This window comes from Streptomyces sp. NPDC056128 (assembly GCF_042263835.1).
Taxonomy (GTDB): Bacteria; Actinomycetota; Actinomycetes; order Streptomycetales; family Streptomycetaceae; genus Streptomyces.
In genome coordinates this window covers 91,666-106,818 of record NZ_JBHJVQ010000019.1, presented here as the reverse complement: position 1 = coordinate 106,818, position 15,153 = coordinate 91,666, and the positions used below count along the sequence as shown (strand labels likewise).

At 74.3% G+C, this 15,153-nt stretch carries 12 protein-coding genes; 3 read left to right on the top strand and 9 right to left on the bottom strand.

The window, feature by feature from the left end; genetic code table 11:
• Positions 1-2: 2 nt before the first annotated feature.
• From ACFC1X_RS28185 to rimP, 9 genes are all read right to left on the bottom strand, one after another.
• Positions 3-962, bottom strand: a complete 960-nt coding sequence (locus ACFC1X_RS28185) for a bifunctional riboflavin kinase/FAD synthetase (RefSeq protein ID WP_376358444.1) — start codon at positions 960-962, stop codon at positions 3-5.
• 91 nt (positions 963-1,053) lie between these two features.
• Complete coding sequence (locus ACFC1X_RS28180) at positions 1,054-5,319, bottom strand: trypsin-like peptidase domain-containing protein (protein WP_376358441.1); 4,266 nt, start codon at positions 5,317-5,319, stop codon at positions 1,054-1,056.
• 255 nt (positions 5,320-5,574) lie between these two features.
• Positions 5,575-6,480 (bottom strand): tRNA pseudouridine(55) synthase TruB, encoded by a 906-nt coding sequence (gene truB / locus ACFC1X_RS28175; RefSeq protein WP_376358438.1) that lies wholly within the window; start codon positions 6,478-6,480, stop codon positions 5,575-5,577.
• The gene (gene rbfA, locus ACFC1X_RS28170; protein ID WP_376358435.1) at positions 6,477-6,944 is read right to left on the bottom strand and encodes a 30S ribosome-binding factor RbfA; all 468 of its coding nucleotides are present in this window, start codon (positions 6,942-6,944) and stop codon (positions 6,477-6,479) included. The genes truB and rbfA overlap by 4 nt, the downstream gene beginning before the upstream one ends.
• Positions 6,945-7,013: 69 nt before the next feature.
• A complete protein-coding gene (locus ACFC1X_RS28165; protein ID WP_064730112.1) occupies positions 7,014-7,307 on the bottom strand; it encodes a DUF503 domain-containing protein in 294 nt (97 codons plus the stop codon).
• A 154-nt stretch (positions 7,308-7,461) separates the two neighbouring features.
• Entirely contained in the window at positions 7,462-10,575 is a 3,114-nt protein-coding gene (gene infB / locus ACFC1X_RS28160; protein WP_376358432.1) for a translation initiation factor IF-2, read from the bottom strand.
• A gap of 176 nt (positions 10,576-10,751) precedes the next feature.
• Positions 10,752-11,033 (bottom strand): YlxR family protein, encoded by a 282-nt coding sequence (locus ACFC1X_RS28155; RefSeq protein ID WP_376358429.1) that lies wholly within the window; start codon positions 11,031-11,033, stop codon positions 10,752-10,754.
• 102 nt (positions 11,034-11,135) lie between these two features.
• Positions 11,136-12,158, bottom strand: coding sequence for a transcription termination factor NusA (nusA, locus tag ACFC1X_RS28150; RefSeq protein WP_365641960.1), 1,023 nt, complete (start codon positions 12,156-12,158; stop codon positions 11,136-11,138).
• 2 nt (positions 12,159-12,160) lie between these two features.
• Positions 12,161-12,709, bottom strand: a complete 549-nt coding sequence (gene rimP, locus ACFC1X_RS28145) for a ribosome maturation factor RimP (protein ID WP_376358425.1) — start codon at positions 12,707-12,709, stop codon at positions 12,161-12,163.
• A 265-nt stretch (positions 12,710-12,974) separates the two neighbouring features.
• Here rimP and ACFC1X_RS28140 point away from each other — a divergent pair, with 265 nt between their 5' ends.
• From ACFC1X_RS28140 to ACFC1X_RS28130, 3 genes are read left to right on the top strand one after another with little or no spacing between them, the layout of a single operon-like run.
• Positions 12,975-13,553, top strand: a complete 579-nt coding sequence (locus tag ACFC1X_RS28140) for a hypothetical protein (RefSeq protein ID WP_376358423.1) — start codon at positions 12,975-12,977, stop codon at positions 13,551-13,553.
• A 2-nt stretch (positions 13,554-13,555) separates the two neighbouring features.
• The gene (locus tag ACFC1X_RS28135; protein ID WP_376358420.1) at positions 13,556-14,062 is read left to right on the top strand and encodes a ferritin-like domain-containing protein; all 507 of its coding nucleotides are present in this window, start codon (positions 13,556-13,558) and stop codon (positions 14,060-14,062) included.
• A gap of 39 nt (positions 14,063-14,101) precedes the next feature.
• On the top strand, positions 14,102-15,013 hold the full coding sequence (locus ACFC1X_RS28130) for an aminoglycoside phosphotransferase family protein (RefSeq protein WP_376358418.1): 912 nt from the start codon (positions 14,102-14,104) through the stop codon (positions 15,011-15,013).
• Positions 15,014-15,153 lie beyond the last annotated feature (140 nt).

Here is a 15,153-nt window from a genome sequence, read left to right as displayed (position 1 = left end):
CCTCAGGGGCGGTGGACGTCCGACGCCGCGATGATCTCGCGGCACCTCTGGACGTCCTGGCCCATCTGCTCAAGGAGCGCGTCCAGCGTCTCGAACTTCGCCTGGCCGCGTACGAAGGCGAGGAAGTCGACGGCCACGTGCAGGCCGTACAGGTCGAGGTCCACGCGGTCGATGGCGTACGCCTCCACCGTGCGCTCGGTGCCCTCGAACTGCGGGTTGGTGCCGACCGAGATCGCGGCCGGCATCGCCTCGCCCTGGGCGTGCAGCCAGCCGGCGTAGACCCCGTCGGCCGGGATCGCGGTGTGCGGGAGGGTCTCGACGTTGGCCGTCGGGAAGCCCATCTCGCGCCCTCGCTGGGCGCCGCGCACGACCACGCCCTCCACGCGGTGCGGGCGGCCCAGGATCTCCGCGGCGCCCCCGACGTCGCCCTCGGCGACCAGGCGGCGGGTCAGGGTGGAGGAGAACGGCTCGCCGCCGCCCGCGTCACCGGTCACGTACAGGTCGACGACCTCGACCTCGAAGTCGTAGACCTTGCCCTGCTCGGTGAGGAAGTCCACGTTGCCCGCGGCCTTGTGGCCGAAGCGGAAGTTGGGGCCCTCGACGACCGCCTTGGCGCGCAGCCGGTCGACCAGGACCTTCACCACGAAGTCCGCCGCGGAGAGCTTCGAGAACTCCGTCGTGAACGGCAGGATCAGCACCGCGTCCACGCCCAGGTCCGCCATCAGTTCGGCACGGCGGTGGTGCGCGGCGAGCAGGGGCGGGTGGCTGCCGGGGCGGACGACCTCGCTGGGGTGCGGGTCGAAGGTGACGACGACGGCGGGGACGCCCAGCTCGCGGGCGCGGTCCACGGCGTGCTTGATGATCAGCTGGTGCCCGCGGTGGACGCCGTCGTAGGAGCCGATGGTGACGACGCTGCGTCCCCAGTCCTCGGGGATGTCCTCCAAGCCACGCCAGCGCTGCACTGTGTCTGCTCCTTGGTGGTTTCCGTGATCTCGGTGGGTCCGGTGGTGACCCTTACGCAGGTCTAAGGGTGCCATGCCGTCCGGGCCGGGGTCAGGCGGGGACCCGGGCTCCCGCGAGGTTCTCGATCGTGCGGCGCGCGCTGGGGCCGACCAGCGCGGCCCAGTCCGGCGGCGCGTCGGCCAGCCAGCCGGTCAGCCGGGTGGCGAAGCCCGGGAGGTGACGGGCCAGGTCGACCAGCCCGCGGTCGAAACGGGTGGCTCCGTCGGGTGTACGGACGAGGAGGAGACCGGTGCGGTGGACGAGGGCGCGCTGGTCCTCACCGGTGCACCGGGCGGCCGCGTACAGCAGCGCTTCCAGCACGGCGGGGGCCTGCTCGTGGGCGAGGAGGTGCTCGCGCAGTTCCCGGCGGAGCGGGCCGGTCGCGGCGGTGCCGTCGGCGGGGAGGACACCGGCGAGGGCGGCCCGCGCGGGCTCGGGGCCGTCGTCGAGGAGAGGGGTGACGAAGGGGAGGAGTACGGCGCGGTCGGCGGGGTCCCGGTCCAGGCGCCGGTCGACGTAGGCGGCCAGGTGTCCGGCGGTCTCGGGGCGGTCCGCGACGGCTCGCGCCACGAGGGCGGCGACCCGGCGGGCCAGCGCGGGTGTGGTGGCGTCGGCGAGCACGCGCAGCGCCTCCCCCGCGTCGGGGCCGCGCAGCCGGGCCCGGAAGGCCTCGAGGACGGCTTCCGGATGGGTGGGCAGGGCGGTGGCCACCGCGCTCGGCGGGAGGTGGGGGTCGCCGGCCGCGAAGTGGTCCAGTGCCCTCGGGAGGTGGCGTTCGCGGCTGTCCGGGTCGTGCACGAGCAGGGCGAGCGCGCCGCCGTGCAGCGGGCTGTCGGCGGGTCCGGCGAGCAGGACGAGGGCGGCGTGCCGGAGCAGGGTGCGGTCGGCGGCGGTGCGGGAGTGCGGGGCGGTGCGCAGGCCGTGGGTGACGGCGGCGCTCCGCCGCTCGGGGCGCTCGTCGCGCGCCCACCGCTCGACGGCCCGGCACAGGGCCGAGGGTTCCTCCTCGGCCAGGACGGCGAGCAGCTCGTCGGCGCGCCGGTGGGTGCTGTCGACGAGGACCTCGGTGAGTCCGTCCAGGCCGCGGTGGCGGTGGGTGTGCAGCAGCGCCTGCGCGGCCGTCGCGACGGTGGCGTGCGGGGTGGCGGGCAGCGGCCGGTCGTCGTCGAACCAGCGGACGAGCAGCGGCTGTACGGCCCCGGGGGCGGCGGTGAGCAGGGCCGCGACGGTGTCGAGGTGGCGGGGGCCCGGTTCGCTCGGGGGGCCGTCGGCGAGGACCAGGCGGCGCAGCAGGTCCAGCCGGGTGGCCTCGGGCAGCCGCAGGCCCGTCCAGAACGCGGGTCCGAACTCCGCCGGCGCCGGCCGTCCCTCTCCGCGCCGTTCCGCGAGGCCGTCGGCGAGGAGCCGCAGCACCTCCGTGTACGGCGTCGCGTCGGGCACGCGCGCGAGGACGCGGGTGAGCAGCCGGGGGGCCCACCAGGAGTGAGGGTCGGCGTCGAGGGCGTTCACCAGCTCCTCGAGGGTCAGGGCGAGTTGGAGGACGCCGTGCTGCCGGGCGAGGAGCAGGACGGCCTCGACGACGGGGCCGATGCGGTGGTGGGGCACGGGGAGGGTGTGCGGGTCGTGTGTGGCGTGCGGGCTGCCGCGGCGGTGGACGAGGGCGCGCAGGGCCTCGTCCAGGTCGAGGTGGACGCCCTGGATCCAGTCGGCCAGCTCCTCGTGCGCGAAGCGGTAGCCGGGGCCCGCGGGGACGAGGAGGCCCTCGGCGAGCACGGCCGACGCCCAGCCGGTGCCGCCGCCGAGCCTCGCCGGGGCGGGCCCCCACGGGAACAGCGTCTCGAAGGACTCCCGGTCCAGCGCGCCCTGTCCGGGGCCGAGACTGCGCCGGGCGGCCTCGTGGACCTGCCCGGAGACCTTCGCCGCGAGACGGCGTACGGCGGTGCCACGCAGGCCGTTCTCCCCGGCCAGGCGGGTCGCGACGCGCAGGCACGTGAGGTCCAGGTACGCCTGGAAGACCTCGTCCCGGTCGACGGGCGACCCAGGCACGTCGAGGCCGACGTGGACCTCACCGAGCAGGCGCAGGGTGAGGGGGTGCCGGTCGTCGGGGGCGACGAGGGCGCCGTCCGTGACACCGTGGCGGGCGCGCGCCTCCCGGGCCTCTTCGTCACCCAGGTCACCGAGCGGAACGCAGGGCGGCAGCAACGGCCCGGGGGCGGCCGACCCCACGCCGCCGAACCCCGACCGGGGTACGCCGACCGCCGTCCCGGCCCCGCGGCCTCCCAGGGGCGGCATCGACGACCGGGGACCGGTGGATGCCGGACTCGGCGCCCAGGGCCCGGCTCCGGCCCCCACCGCCCCGGCCGACGGGCGCGCCCCGGCAACCGCCCAGGACGGCACGGGTACGGCGGCCCCGGCCTGGACGACCACCGCCCCGGCCCCGGGATCCCCCATGGGCGCCGCCGGCGACCAAGGCGCCGCGGACGCCGGGACCGGCGGACACGATCCAGGTCCGGCCCCCGCCGACGGCACGGCACCGGCCGACACGCGTCCCTCGGCAGCCGCCCAGGACGGCACGGGTACGGCAGTCCCGCCCTGGACGACCGCCGTCCCGGCCCCGGGATCCCCCACGGGCGCCGCCGACGACCAAGGTGCCGCGGACGTAGAGACCGGCGGACACGGCCCCGGTCCGGCCCCCGCCGCCCCGGACGATGGCACGGCACCGGCCGACCCGCGTCCCCCGTCAGCCGCCCAGGACGGCACGGGTGCGGCAGCCCCGCCCTGGGCGACCGCTGGCCTGGACCCCGCCGCCCAGTACGGCACCGGTACGGCAGCCCCGCCCTGGCGTGCCGCCCCCGGCGTCGCCCACAGCGGCCTCCCGGCGTCGTCCGCCGCAATCGGTGCGGCGGGACGGTCCTCGGGTGCCGGGCCGTACAGCAGGTCCCGGGGGAACTCCGCTCCCGCGTGCTCCCAGTACTCCGCGCGGCAGGCGATGACCAGGCGGATGCCCGTCTCCCCCAGCCAGGCCGCGGTGCCCTCGGTCCACTCGGGGAGGCGGTGGGCGAGGACGGGCGGCATCTCCTCGGGGCCGTCGAGCAGGAGGAGGAGGGGCCGTCCGGCGGTGCGGGCCAGGTGGGCGAGGCGTTCCGGGGCGATGTCTCCGAGGTCGTCGGGGCGGGCGCGGTCCGAGGCGGCCACGATGCGGGCGGCCCGGTCCAGCGTCCGGCGCACGGCGTCCGCCAGCGACATGTCCTCGTCGCACAGGTCGGCGCCGCGCAGCCACAGCGTGGGTGCCGGTGCGGGGCCCCGGGAGCGGCGGGCGGCGAGGGCCGCCAGCTCGGTCGTACGGCCGCTGCCCGGCGCGCCGACCAGGCCCAGTACGCCGGCGCGGCTCGCGGCGAAGGCGGTGAACGCGCGGGTCACCGCGGGCCGTTCGACCGGCTTCACCACCGGTTCCACCGAGGGTGCGCCGCCGGACGGCCCGGAGCCCTCCACCGCGCGGGCGTCCCCGCACTCCCCCGACGCGCCCCGCGGACCGTCCTGCCCGACCGAGGTCGCCGTGAGGGCGAGGACACCCGCGAGGTTGAGATCGGCCCCGTAGGCCGGGACCGTCGCGGCGTTCTCGGCGAGGAGGGCGGCGAGCGGGCCCGTGTCCGTGTGGCGCAGCGGCACGGCGAAGCCGACGTCGCTGTGCCCGGAGCTGAGCGCGGTGCCGAGGACACCCAGGACGGCGCCGGTCTCGATGTCGAGGACGGGACCGCCGGCCGCCCCGCCGCCCAGCCGCAGCGCGTCCCGCCCGGAGGTGCCGCAGGCCAGTTCCAGCGCGTCGCCGAGGAGGTGGAAGCGGTCGGTGGCCGTGTAGGTCACGTCGGTGGTGCCCAGGACGCGGGCCTCGCGCCAGCCGCCGGCGGCGATGCGCACGTAGGTGCCGGCCTCGACGCGGTCCCGCGGGGTGACGGGCAGCGGGCGGACGCCCAGTCCCTCGGTGCGGACCAGGGCCAGGCCGAGGGCGGGCAGCGGGGTCACGTCGGCGGCGGCGACCACGCGGCGCCGGTCCCCGGCGGTGCGCAGGACCAGCCGGGAGAGGCCGTCGACCGCTTCGTGGCTGGTGAGCACGGTGCCGTGGTGGTCGGCGACGAATCCCGTGCCGCGGGGGCGTCCGGCGAGGTCGTGCACCTGGACCAGGGCGTCGTCGGGCGCGTGCCGGGCCGGATCGGCCACCCGGGCCGGGGGCCCTCCGCGCGCGTCCCGGGCTCCGTCCCGCGAACCCGGTCCCGCCCTGCCGCCCGCCGCCTCCCGGGACCGGTTCCTCGACGCCATCGCCGAACCTCCCCGCCGTACACCCGTGCCGTGTGTTCGACGGTAGGCGCGTGATGATCAGCGGGACAGATCCCCTGGCGAACGCGCCCCCTTCCACTCCCCCGGTTCACTCCGAGCGCCTGCCCGGACGGGTGAACAGGAGGGGACGGTTGGATACACCCTAGGAGGCGGGGGAACCGAGGGGGGACCGTGGAGCGGCGACAGTGAAGTCCCCGTGATCGCCGCTCCACGGGCGGACGCCGACGGCGCGTCGGCTCAGCCGAAGACGGCCAGGCTCTTCGCCTTGCCCTTGTGCTCCTCGACGAGCGCGAGCAGTCCGCCCTCGGGTCCGTAGACGGCGACGGCACCGGCGCCCGCGTAGACCTCGGGCATGTCCAGCCGGACCCCGTTGGTGAGCAGCTTGGCCCGCCTGGTGTCGACGTCCCAGCGCGGGAAGGCGGCGCCGGCCGCGTCCGCGACGGGCATGACGGTCAGCTCCTGCTGGAGCTGGTCCAGCGTCCGGGCGGTGTCGAGCTTGTAGGGCCCGACCCGGGTGCGGCGCAGCGCGGTGAGGTGACCACCGACGCCGAGACCGGCGCCCAGGTCGCGCGCGAGCGCCCGGATGTAGGTACCGGAGGAGCAGACCACCGAGACCACCAGGTCCAGCACCGGGGTGCCGTCCTCGGCGACGGCGTCGCGGACGTCGTACACGGAGAACGAGGAGACGGTGACGGGGCGGGCGGGGATCTCGAACTCCTCGCCCTCGCGCGCCCGTTTGTAGGAGCGCACGCCGTTGATCTTGATGGCGCTGACCTTGGACGGCACCTGCATGATCTCGCCGGTCAGTTCGGCGATGCCGGCGTCGATCGCCTCCCGGGTGACCTTCGAGGCGTCCACGGACCTCGTGATCTCGCCCTCGGCGTCGTCGGTCAGGGTGGTCTGCCCGAGCCGGATGGTGCCCAGGTACTCCTTCTCGGTGAGGGCGAGGTGCCCGAGGAGCTTGGTCGCCCGCTCCACACCGAGGACCAGGACGCCCGTCGCCATCGGGTCGAGCGTGCCGGCGTGCCCGACGCGCCGCGTCCGGGCGATGCCCCGCATCTTGGCGACGACGTCGTGCGAGGTGAAACCCGACGGCTTGTCGACGATGACAAGGCCGTCGGGCGTGGTGTGCTTCTCGGTCATTTAGCGCTGTCGTCCGTCTCGTCGCCCTCGGCGGCCTCGTCCTCTTCCGGCTTGCGGTAGGGATCGGCCTCGCCGGCGTACGCGGCGCCCGCGGACGCCTCGCGCACCTTGGCGTCGGACTGGCGCGCCTTGTCGAGGAGGTCCTCGATGTTGCGGGCGGTGTCCGGGAGGGCGTCCATGACGAAGGCCAGGGTCGGCGTGAACTTCACGCCCGCCGCCTTGCCGACCTCGGAGCGCAGGATGCCCTTGGCGCTCTCCAGGCCCGCCGCGGCGGCGTTGCGCTCCTCGTCGTCCCCGTACACCGTGTAGAAGACGGTCGCCTCCCGCAGGTCACCCGTGACCCGGGTGTCCGTGATGGTGACGTGCGAGCCGAGCCGCGGGTCCTTGATCCCGCGCTGCAGCTTCTGGGCCACCACCTCTCGGATGAGGTCCGCCAGCCTTTTCGCCCGCGCGTTGTCGGCCACTGGTCCGTCTCCCGTTCTTTCTTCTCTTGCGTGATCTTGCGTGGTCTGGCGTGATCTGGCGTGGTCTGGTCAGTCGTCGTCGCCGTGGAGGCGCCGTCGCACCGACAGCAGTTCCACCTCGGGCCGGCCGGCCACCAGCCGCTCGCACCGGTCGAGTACGTCGCTGAGGTGGCCCGCGTCGCCGGACACCACGGCCAGGCCGACGACCGCCCGGCGGTGGAGGTTCATGTGCTCCACCTCGGCCGCGCTCACCGCGTACTTCCGCTGGAGTTCGGCGACGATCGGGCGGACCACGGAGCGCTTCTCCTTCAGCGAATGTACGTCGCCGAGGAGGAGGTCGAAGGACAGCGTCCCCACATACATGTATGCAACCGGTTCACCCGCCGGTTCGGGATCGATGGCCCCGCCGTTCACCGGCGGGGACATCAGAACCGTACAACGAACGGCCGGGGCCGATCGACGGATATTGTGCTCCGCCGACCGGCCCCGGGCCGCACCGTCTCGGAAGTCGCGGTGGTTACACCCGCGGCTTCTCGCGCATCTCGTACGTCGCGATGACGTCGTCGACCTTGATGTCGTTGAAGTTTCCGAGGTTGATACCGCCCTCGAAGCCTTCGCGGATCTCGGTGACGTCGTCCTTGAAGCGACGCAGGCCCACGATGTTGAGGCTCTCCGCGATGACCTTGCCATCGCGCAGCAGGCGCGCCTTGGTGTTGCGCTTGACCTCGCCGGAGCGGATGAGAACACCCGCGATGTTGCCCAGCTTGGACGAGCGGAAGACCTCGCGGATCTCCGCCGTGCCCAGCTCGACCTCTTCGTACTCCGGCTTGAGCATGCCCTTGAGGGCCGCCTCGATCTCCTCGATCGCCTGGTAGATGACCGAGTAGTACCGGACGTCCACACCCTCGCGCTCGGCCATCTGCGCGGCACGCCCGGCGGCGCGCACGTTGAAGCCGATCACGATGGCGTCGGAGCCCATCGCCAGGTCGATGTCGGACTCCGTGACCGCACCGACGCCGCGGTGCAGGACGCGGATGTCGACCTCTTCGCCGACGTCCAGCTGGAGCAGGGAGGACTCCAGTGCCTCGACCGATCCGGAAGCGTCACCCTTGATGATCAGGTTCAGCTGCTGGACCTCGCCGGCCTTGAGCACCTTGTCCAGGTCCTCCAGCGACACGCGGCGCGTGCGCTTGGCGAACGCGGCGTTCCGCTCGCGGGCGGCGCGCTTCTCCGCGATCTGGCGGGCCGTACGGTCCTCCTCGACCACGATGAAGTTGTCGCCGGCGCCCGGGACGTTGGTCAGACCCAGCACCTGGACCGGGGTCGACGGACCCGCCTCGGCGACGTTGTTGCCGTTGTCGTCGAGCATGGCGCGCACGCGGCCGTAGGCGTCGCCCACCACCATCGTGTCGCCGACCCGCAGGGTGCCTCGCTGCACGAGGACCGTCGCCACGGCACCGCGGCCGCGGTCGAGACGGGACTCGATCGAGATGCCCTGCGCGTCCTGGACCGGGTTGGCCCGCAGGTCGAGCGAGGCGTCCGCGGTGAGGACCACGGCCTCCAGCAGGGAGTCGATGTGCAGACCCTGCTTGGCGGAGATGTCGACGAACATGGTGTCGCCGCCGTACTCCTCGGCCACCAGGCCGTACTCGGTCAGCTGACCGCGCACCTTGCTCGGGTCGGCGCCCTCGACGTCGATCTTGTTGACCGCGACGACGATCGGGACCTCGGCCGCCTTGGCGTGGTTGAGCGCCTCGACCGTCTGCGGCATGACGCCGTCGTTGGCCGCGACGACCAGGATCGCGATGTCGGTCGACCGGGCACCACGGGCACGCATGGCGGTGAACGCCTCGTGACCCGGGGTGTCGATGAAGGTGATCTTGCGCTCTTCTTCGTTGACCTCGGTCGCGACCTGGTAGGCACCGATGTGCTGGGTGATGCCGCCGGCCTCGCCCGCGATGACGTTCGTCTTGCGGATGGCGTCGAGGAGCCGGGTCTTACCGTGGTCGACGTGGCCCATGACGGTCACGACCGGCGGACGGACGACCAGGTCCTCCTCGGAGCCCTCGTCCTCGCCGAACTCCAGGTCGAAGGACTCGAGCAGCTCGCGGTCCTCCTCCTCCGGGCTGACGATCTGAACCGTGTAGTTCATCTCGCCGGCGAGGAGCTGGAGCGTCTCGTCGGAGACGGACTGGGTCGCGGTGACCATCTCGCCGAGGTTCATCATGACCGCGACGAGCGACGCCGGGTTGGCGTTGATCTTCTCCGCGAAGTCGGTGAGCGACGCACCGCGCGACAGGCGAATGGCTTCGCCGTTGCCGCGAGGCAGCATCACGCCGCCGACCGACGGGGCCTGCATGGCCTCGTACTCCTGGCGCCTCTGCCGCTTCGACTTGCGACCGCGACGCGCGGGACCGCCGGGACGGCCGAAGGCGCCCTGCGTGCCACCACGGCCACCGGGACCACCGGGACGACCGCCGAAGCCGGGACGGCCACCGCCGCCACCGAAGCCACCGCCGCCGGGACGACCGGCGAAACCGCCGCCGCCACCGGGACGACCGCCGCCGCCACCGCCGCCGGGACGACCGGCGAAGCCGCCGCCGCCACCGGGACGACCGCCGCCGCCGGGACGACCGGCACCGCCGGGACCGCGACCGCCGCCGCCACCGGGGCCCGGACGCGGGCCGGCAGCGGGACGCTGCGGCATCATGCCGGGGTTCGGACGCGGACCGCCGCCGGGACGGGGACCGCCCTGGCCGCCGCCCTGCGGACGCGGCATCGAGCCGGGGCTCGGACGGTTGCCGCCCGGAGCCTGGGGACGGGGACCGCCGCCCTGGCCGCCGGGGGCCTGCGGACGCGGGCCGGCGCCGGGGGCACCGGGGCCGCCGGGGCGCGGACCGCCCTGCGGACGGGGCGCCTGCGGGCGCGCCATGCCGGCGTTGCCGCCGGAGGTGAAGGGGTTGTTGCCCGGACGCGGACCGCCGGGGCGGCCGCCGGGACGCTGCGCCGGGGCGCCGGGACGCTGGCCACCGGGACGGCCCTGGCCGCCCTGCTGACCACGGTCCTGACCCGGACCGGACGGACGACCGCCGCCGGGCTTGGGGGCACCGGGACGCGCACCGCCGGGCTTCGGGCCGGCCGGAGCGGGCGTCGAGGCGGCGGGGGCGGCCGGAGCGGCCGGGGCAGTCGGCGGAGCGGTGAACTCCGGCGCTGCCGGGGCCGGACGCGGCGCGGGCTTCGGGCCCGGCGTCGGACGCGGACCCTGGGAGGGCGCCGGAGCGGGGGCCGCCGGGGCCTCGGGCTGCTGGGCAGCCGCGGGCTTCGGGGCCGCCGGACGCGGCGCGGCCGGACGGTCCCCCGCTGCCTGAGCGGCGCGGGAGGGGCCCCCAGCCTGCGCCGGAGACGGCGCGGCGGGCCTGGGGGCGGCCTTCTTCGGGGCGGCGGGGCGACCGGCTGCCCGGCCGTTGCCACCACCCTGCTGGAAGGCGTCTGTCAGCTTGCGTACTACGGGCGCTTCGATGGTCGAAGACGCCGAACGGACGAATTCACCGAGCTCCTGGAGCTTGGCCATGACGACCTTGCTCTCGACGCCGAACTCCTTGGCGAGTTCGTAGACCCGGACCTTAGCCACTTCGCTCCTCTGAGGTCCGGGTTGCGTCCGGACCGTCGCTAGTTCATGGGCGTACTCATCGCGTACTCATCGAGTGCTCATCGCAATCTCGACCTGCTTTCGACTCGCGAGGTACCGGGCCGCGCGGTGGGTTCCGCACGGCTCGTCTTCCTTACCACGTTGCTTACATGCTGCTTTCAGCAACCTTGTGTCTGCTCGACGTAGTGGCGCAACGCCTTTACGTCGAGCGGACCCGGGACGCGGAGCGCCCGCGGGAACGCCTTGCGGCGCACCGCCTGGTCGACACAGACCGGTACGGGGTGTACGTACGCACCCCGGCCGGGCAGCGTACCGCGTGGATCAGGGGTGCATTGACCCTCGACCGCCACGGTGCGCAGCAGCTCGCTCTTGACCGCTCGCTCCCGGCACCCCACGCAGGTGCGCTCAGGGCATGCTCGGGTACGTGTCCGGCCAGACACTCCTAAGTCTACCTCCCCGGGCCGACCTCACCCCTTCGGGGCAAGAATCGAACACGTGCCGCACGCAAAGCTGACGTGATCTCAGCGCCGTACGGCTTGGATCTATTCCCCGTGCTCGCCCGAGGGCTGCTCGGAGGGCTGTCCGGACGGCTGCTCGGTGTCCGGGCGGATGTCGATGCGCCAGCCGGTCAGCCGGGCCGCGAGGCGGGCGTTCTGGCCCTCCTTGCCGATGGCCAGCGACAGCTGGTAGTCCGGCACGATCACCCGCGCGGAGCGGGCGGCCAGGTCCACGACCTCCACCTTGGAGACGCGGGCCGGGGAGAGCGCGTTCGCCACCATCTCGGCCGGGTCGTCCGACCAGTCGACGATGTCGATCTTCTCGCCGTTCAGCTCGCCCATGACATTGCGCACCCGGCCGCCCATGGGGCCGATGCAGGCGCCCTTGGCGTTCAGGCCCGAGCGGGTGGAGCGGACGGCGATCTTGGTGCGGTGGCCGGCCTCGCGGGCGATCGCGGAGATCTCGACGGACCCGTCGGCGATCTCCGGCACCTCCAGGGCGAAGAGCTTCTTCACCAGGTTGGGGTGGGTGCGGGACAGCGTCACGGAGGGACCGCGCACGCCCTTGGCCACCCGGACCACGTAGGACCGCAGCCGCATGCCGTGCGGGTAGGTCTCGCCGGGCACCTGCTCCTGCACCGGCAGGATGGCCTCCAGCTTGCCGATGTCGACCAGCACGTTCTTCGGGTCGCGGCCCTGCTGGACCACGCCGGTGACGATGTCGCCCTCGCGGCCGGCGTACTCGCCGAGCGTCGCGTCGTCCTCGGCGTCGCGCAGCCGCTGCAGGATGACCTGCTTGGCGGTGGTGGCGGCGATGCGGCCGAAGTCGGACGGGGTGTCGTCGAACTCGCGGGCCGCCTGGCCCTCTTCGAGGTCGTCCGGGTCCTCCTTCGCCCACACGGTCACGTGTCCGGTGTCCCGCTTGAGTTCCACGCGCGCGTGCCGGCGGCTTCCCTCGGTGCGGTGATAGGCGATGAGGAGGGCCGACTCGATCGCTTCGACCAGCAGGTCGAAGGAGATCTCCTTCTCCCGTACCAAGCCCCGCAGGGCGCTCATGTCGATGTCCACGGCTACGCCTCCTCTTCCGTCGTGTCGCTGTTCTGGGTGTGCTCGGTGTGCTCGGTGTGCTCGGTGTGCTTGGCGTCCTTGCGGTTGAACTCGACCTGGACGCGTGCCTTGTCGATGTCACCGAAGGCGAGTCTGCGGGTGGTGGCCTTGCGGCCCTTGACGCCGGGCACCTCGAGGTCGAGTCCGTCCTCGTCCACGGCGAGGACGCGGGCGACCAGCTCGCCGCCCTCGTGCAGCTGGAAGCGGACCAGGCGGTCCGTGGCGCGCACGTAGTGGCGGTGCTCGGTCAGGGAGCGCTCCGCGCCCGGGGTGCCCACTTCGAGGGTGTACTCCGCGTCGCCCATCGCGTCGGTCTCGTCCAGCTTCGCCGAGAGCACGCGGCTCACATCGGCGATCCGGTCCAGGTCGGCGCCGGTGTCGGAGTCGACGACCACTCTCAGCACACGCTTGCGGCCGACCGAGTCCACCGCGATCTCTTCGAGGTCCAGTCCCTGGGAGGCGACGAGCGGCTCAAGCAGCTCTCGCAGCCTCTCGCTCTGGGTGGTGCTCATCCGGGTGACTCCTCGGCCGCGTGTGCTGTTGTGGGATGGGTCGCGTGTCTGGTCAAAGGGTATCGGGTCGCGGGGGGTGTTGCCGTCCACCCCGGCTCGGCGGTGCCGATGACCGGTGCCCGGCCGGGGCCCGGGTACCGTGATCACGGGCCGGCCGCACCGTGGGTCGCCGCCGCGTCGCCGGTCGCTCTGCCCGTCGCTGTGTCCGTCGCTGTGTCCGTCGCTTTGCCGCCGCTTCCGTACGAGCTTGTCGAGGACGTCTGCCGTGTCGTTTTCCGCATCGCCGCGCCCGCCGGGGCCGCGCAGAAGGAGCCTGCTCGTGTCGGCCGCCGGGGCCGCCGGGGCCGTCCTGCTCGTCGGGTGCTCCGGCTCCTCGGAGTCCGAGGAACGGGCGGCCGAACAGTCCGCGGCCGACGCGGCACGCGCGCGTGCGGGCCGGGACAGCGAGGCGCTGGCCGCGCGGTACGCGGCGGTGATCGCCGCTCATCCGGGGCTGGCGGAGCGGTTGCGTCCGCTGCGGGAGGAGGTCGTGCGGCACGTGGGGGCGTTCGGTGCGGGGCGGGCGGCCTCGCCGGGGGCTTCGTCCGGGGCGTCGTCGGAGGCGTCGGCGTCGTCGGAGGCCTCGCCTTCGGGGTCCGCGCGGGCTGCCGGGCCCGGGGACGACGTCGGGCCGGTGCCGGCGGACGAGAAGGACGCGGTGGCCCTGCTGGCCGGCGCCGAGCGGAAGCTGGCCGACCGGCGGGCGGAGGCGCTGCTGGAGGTGCCGGGTGAGCTGGCGCGGCTGCTGGCGTCGGTGGCGGCGGCCGGGGCGGCGCACGTGTATCTGCTGACGGACGGAGGGTGACGGTGGGCGAGGCGGAGGACCGGGAGCTGGACGCCCTGCAGGCGGCGCTTTCGGCTGAGCACGCGGCCGTGTACGGCTACGGGGTCGTCGGCGGGCGGATCGGTGAGGAACGGCGCGGCGAGGCGCGGACCGCGTATGACGCGCACCGGGCACGGCGGGACGCGCTGGTGCGCGACGTGCGGGGGCTGGGCGGGCGGCCGGTGGCCGCGTCCGCCGGGTACGCGCTGCCCTTCTCCGTGCCGGACGCGGCCGCCGCGGTGCGGCTGGCGGGCGAGCTGGAGGAGCGGCTCGCCGGTGTCTACTCCGACCTGGTGCGGGCGGCCGAGGGTGAGCGGCGGGCGGCTGCGGCCGGGGCGCTGCGGGAGGCGGCGGTCCGTGCGGCGCGGTGGCGGGGCGGGAGCGTAGCCTTCCCTGGGCTCGCGGAGCGGACCGGCACGTCGTCGGCGCACACCTCGGCTCCGGATGCCTCGGCTCCGGATGCCTCGGCTTCGGCCACACCGACTGGGTAACGCGTACGGCTGCACGTACGGGAAGGGAACGGCTCGCGCATGGCTTTCGAAGCGCCGCGGCGGCTGGTCAGGGCGCTCGGCGAGACGGCACCTGGCGACGACGACTGGCTGGCGGGGCTGCCGGAGGCGGCGGAGCGGGCGGTGGCGCTGCGCGGGCTGAGCGCCGAGCGGGTGCAGGTGCCCGGTGGGCGGAGCAGCCTCGTGGTCCTCGTGCGGGGTGCCGACGGGACGCCGGCGGTGCTGAAGCTGGCCCCGCGGCGGGCGCGTCCGGAGAGTGAGCGGGCCGCGCTGGCGCACTGGGGTGGGCTGGGGGCGGTTCAGCTGCGCGAGGAGGCCGCTGTTGGGGAGGGCGGCGAGGGGGTGCTGTTGCTGGAGCGGTTGCATCCGGATGTGTCGGTGCGGTCGTTGCCCGAGGCGAAGGCGTTGCTGGAGGCGGCAGGGACGCTGCGGCGGCTGTGGGTCGAGCCGCCGGACGGTCACTCCTTCGAGACGGTGGGCGAGCGGACCGGGCGGCAGGCGGAGGCGATGCGGGCGGGTGCGGCGGGTGACCCCGAGGTGGCGCCGCTGGTCGACGCGGCGCTGGCGGCTCGGGAGGAGTTGCTGGCGGGGCCGGCCCCGGCTCGGCTGCTGCACGGGACGTTTCGGCAGAGCAAGGTGCTTGCCGGGGACCGGATGCCGTGGCTGGCGGTGGGGCCGGATCCGGTGGTCGGGGAGACTGCCTTCGACCTGGCGCGGCTGGTGCGGGATCGGGTCGAGGATCTGATCGCGCAGCCCTCGGGGGCCTCGACGACGCGGCGTCGCGTGAAGCGGCTCGCGGAGTCGCTGGAGGTCGATCAGGAACGGTTGCGGGGGTGGACGCTGTTCCGTGCGGTCGAGTCGGGGGTGCGGGCTCGGCGGGTGGGTCGGGAGAAGGACGCGGAGCTGTTGTTGGAGTTCGCGGGCTGGCTGTGAGGTGGGGTGCCTGCGGCGGCCTGCGCGGGTTGGGTGGGGGTGCGCGTAGCGCGTTTGGTCCGGTGGGTGGGTCGGGGCCGCGCCGGGGGGTGTCCGTCCTCGGAACGGCGCGGAATCGGTCGGCCACAGAAGTGAACTCC